This window comes from Pseudomonas sp. R62 (genome assembly GCF_000257605.1).
Lineage (GTDB): Bacteria > Pseudomonadota > Gammaproteobacteria > Pseudomonadales > Pseudomonadaceae > Aquipseudomonas > Aquipseudomonas atacamensis.
Map to the genome: position 1 here is coordinate 276,994 of NZ_JH635999.1, position 3,577 is coordinate 280,570.

The 3,577-nt window shown below is 59.7% G+C and carries 5 protein-coding genes; all 5 read right to left on the reverse strand.

Going from position 1 to position 3,577, the window contains the following annotated elements; all coding sequences use genetic code 11:
• Nucleotides 1–992: cbb3-type cytochrome c oxidase subunit I (locus OQK_RS19600; RefSeq protein ID WP_016773876.1), on the reverse strand; the 992-nt coding region annotated here is incomplete at its 3' end.
• A 499-nt stretch (nucleotides 993–1,491) separates the two neighbouring features.
• Entirely contained in the window at nucleotides 1,492–2,448 is a 957-nt protein-coding gene (ccoP, locus tag OQK_RS19605; protein ID WP_016773877.1) for a cytochrome-c oxidase, cbb3-type subunit III, read from the reverse strand.
• Complete coding sequence (locus tag OQK_RS19610) at nucleotides 2,445–2,642, reverse strand: cbb3-type cytochrome oxidase subunit 3 (protein ID WP_016773878.1); 198 nt, start codon at nucleotides 2,640–2,642, stop codon at nucleotides 2,445–2,447. Before OQK_RS19610 ends, ccoP begins: the two co-directional genes overlap by 4 nt.
• A gap of 3 nt (nucleotides 2,643–2,645) precedes the next feature.
• A complete protein-coding gene (gene ccoO, locus OQK_RS19615; protein WP_003223389.1) occupies nucleotides 2,646–3,254 on the reverse strand; it encodes a cytochrome-c oxidase, cbb3-type subunit II in 609 nt (202 codons plus the stop codon).
• 10 nt (nucleotides 3,255–3,264) lie between these two features.
• The coding region (locus OQK_RS19620) for a cbb3-type cytochrome c oxidase subunit I (protein WP_177318496.1) at nucleotides 3,265–3,577 on the reverse strand (313 nt) is incomplete at its 5' end.

Here is a 3,577-nt window from a genome sequence, read left to right on the forward strand (position 1 = left end):
TTGATCGCCATCATCGGCCCTTCGAAGGTCGACATGCCGTAGAACGCCAGCGATACCACGAGGAAGCGCAGGATCGGGTCGGTGCGCAACTTATGCCAGGCGCCCGACAGGGTCATCATGCCGTTGATCATGCCGCCCCAGCTTGGCGCCAGGAGGATGATCGACATCGCCATGCCCAGCGATTGTGCCCAGTCCGGCAGGGCGGTGTAGTGCAGGTGGTGCGGGCCGGCCCAGATGTACAGGGTGATCAGCGCCCAGAAGTGCACGATCGACAGACGATAGGAATAGATCGGGCGTTCGGCCTGTTTCGGCACGAAGTAGTACATCATCCCGAGGAAACCGGTGGTCAGGAAGAAACCCACCGCGTTGTGGCCGTACCACCACTGGATCATCGCGTCAGTGGCACCGGAGTAAGCCGAATACGACTTGAACAGGCTGACTGGCAGCGACATGTGGTTGACGATGTGCAGCATCGCGGTGACGACGATGAACGCGCCGTAGAACCAGTTGCCAACGTAGATGTGCTTGGTTTTGCGCTTGGTGATGGTGCCGAAGAACACCAGACCGTAAGTGACCCAGACAATCGCCAGCAGAATCGCGATCGGCCATTCCAGCTCGGCGTATTCCTTGGTGGTGGTGTAACCCAGCGGCAAGGTAATGATTGCGCCAACGATGACCGCTTGCCAGCCCCAGAAGGTGAAGGCCGCGAGGCTGTCGGAAATCAGTCGCGTCTGGCAGGTTCGCTGCACGACATAGTAGGAAGTGGCAAACAGTGCACAACCGCCGAAGGCGAAAATCACCAGGTTTGTGTGCAACGGGCGCAAGCGTCCAAAGCTCGTCCACGGCAGACCGAAGTTCAGTTCCGGCCAGACCAGTTGCGAGGCGATGAAGACACCGAGCCCCATGCCAAGGATCCCCCAGACCACCGTCATGATGGCGAACTGGCGGACTACCTTATAGTTATAAGCAGTCGGACTGATTGCTGTGCTCATTCTAAGGTTCCACGGTTTGGGTATTTTTATAGGGATAAAATCGGCCGCAAGTATGTATAAAGCAGGGGGTCATTGCAACGCGCCATGACCTGGATCAATGCTTTCCAACGCTGATTCTGCGGCCTTTCCATGCGCCGCGTAGGGTCAAAAATGGCCTCTGACAAAATGTCGCAGTGCGCGTAAAAAGCTCGCAATCCGGATCGCCGTCAACGGTGCCCGTTCACAGGTCGTGATCGGGGGATTGAGGGCAATCGGCGCAACAGCCGTTATCTACCTGCGTTTGCGGCGAATCCATCAGCCGGTTCATGGTGCGCATTGTTCGGGATTGAACTGGAAACCGACTTCAGCCGGTCCGCTTCGATGAAGCGTAGACCCGAATCCGGGGTTCCGAAAGGAGAGGGCGTGAGGGGTGCGACAAAAAGAAGCAGCTACGAGCTGCAAGCTGCAAGCGACAAGTGGGTACAAGTCGCTTACAGATTTGTATACATAGATGTTGCTTTTACTTGGAGCTTTCAGCTTGAAGCTTGCCGCTCAATTGCTCATCATTTTTCGAAAGGCTGTACACATAAGCGGCAAGCAGTTGCACTTTATCGTTGCCCAGCAATTCGTTCTGCGCTGGCATATGCCCCTGACGACCATGGCGAATGGTCTGTTCCAGTTGGGTCAGGCTGGTGCCATAAATGAAGCCGGCCGGATGGGTCAGGTTTGGCGCGCCCATCGCCGCAGTGCCCTGGCCGGTGGCGCCATGACAGGCAACGCAAGTGGTGCTGAACGCTTGCTGCCCGGCTTGCAGATCCGCCTTGCTGTCGGCAGGTAGCGGCAGGCCGGCCAGTTCGTGGCGCACATAAGCGGCAACGTTTTTCACCCCAGCCTCACCGAGCACTTCGCCCCAGGCCGGCATCGCCGCCATGCGGCCACCCATGATGGTGGTCTTGATCGTCTCGGCACCGCCGCCCCAGCGCCAGTCGCTGTCAGCAAGGTTAGGGAAGCCGAACGCGCCCTTGGCATCCGAGCCGTGGCACACCGAGCAATTGGAGGCGAACAGACGACCACCCATTTTCAGCGCCTGCGGATCCTTGGCCACTTCTTCCAGGGGCATCGCTGCGAATTTGGCGAAGATCGGCCCGAACCGGGCGTCGGCCTTGTTCATTTCCTTTTCCCATTCGTGCACGCCGGTCCAGCCATCCTCGTAACCGGGCAGGATGCCTTTCCAGTTGCCCAGGCCCGGATACAGAACCAGATAGCCCACCGAGAACACCAGCGTGCCGGCGAACAGCATGAACCACCACTGCGGCAGCGGGTTGTCGTACTCCTCGATGCCGTCGAAGCTGTGGCCCATGGTCTGGTCGACGCTGCCCTTGGTCTCGCCCCGACGGGTGCCGATCAGCAGCCAGGTGAGGCCGATCAGGCTGCCAATGGTCAGTACGCAGATCCACGTACTCCAGAAGGTGGTCATGGCCGGGTACTCCTTGTTTCAGGGGCTGAAATTGTTTCGGGTAGTGGTTCGTCGGCGAACGGCAGCAGGCGTGCTTCGGCGAATTCCGGGGTGCGCTTGCGGTTGAACACCCACAAGGTCAAACCGACGAAGGCGACGAACACCACGACCGTGCCGAGGCCGCGGATCAGGCCTGCACTCATTTCAATGACCATGGCTCACCTCTTGCTCTTGATCGCAGTGCCGAGCACTTGCAGATAGGAAACGAGGGCGTCCATTTCGGTCTTGCCCTTGAGGCTGGCGACCGCGCCGCTGATGTCGTCGTCGGTGTACGGCACGCCGAGGGTGCGCATGGTTTTCAGCTTGGTTTCGGTGTGGCTGCTGTCGACCGCTTGGGTGACCAGCCACGGATAGGCCGGCATCTTCGATTCCGGCACAACGTTGCGCGGGTTGTACAAGTGCGCGCGGTGCCAGTCATCCGAGTAGCGTGCGCCAACCCGGGCGAGGTCCGGACCGGTACGTTTTGAACCCCACAGGAACGGGTGATCCCAGACGCTTTCACCGGCCACCGAGTAGTGCCCGTAGCGTTCGGTTTCGGCGCGGAACGGGCGGATCATCTGCGAATGGCAACCGACGCAGCCTTCGCGGATGTAGATGTCGCGACCTTCCAGTTGCAGCGCGGTGTAGGGCTTCATGCCTTCCACCGGTTTGTTGGTGACGTCCTGGAAGAACAGCGGGACGATCTGGGTCAGGCCGCCGATGCTCACGGCGAACACCATCAGCAGCATCAGCAGGCCGACGTTCTTTTCAATCGTTTCGTGTTTCATGGCGGACTCCTCAGGCCATCTGCGCGGCAGCGACGACGTCGGCAGGCTGCGAGGCCCGCACGGTGCGCCAGGTGTTGTAAGCCATCAGCAACATGCCGCTTAAGAAAATCGCCCCGCCGATCAGTCGCACGACAAAGCCCGGATGGCTGGCCACCAGGGTTTCGACGAAGGAGTAAGTCAGCGTGCCGTCCTCGTTGACTGCGCGCCACATCAGGCCCTGGGCGATGCCGTTGACCCACATCGAGGCGATGTAGAGCACGGTGCCGATGGTTGCGAGCCAGAAGTGCGCGTTGATCAAACCGACGCTATGCATCTGCGCTTTG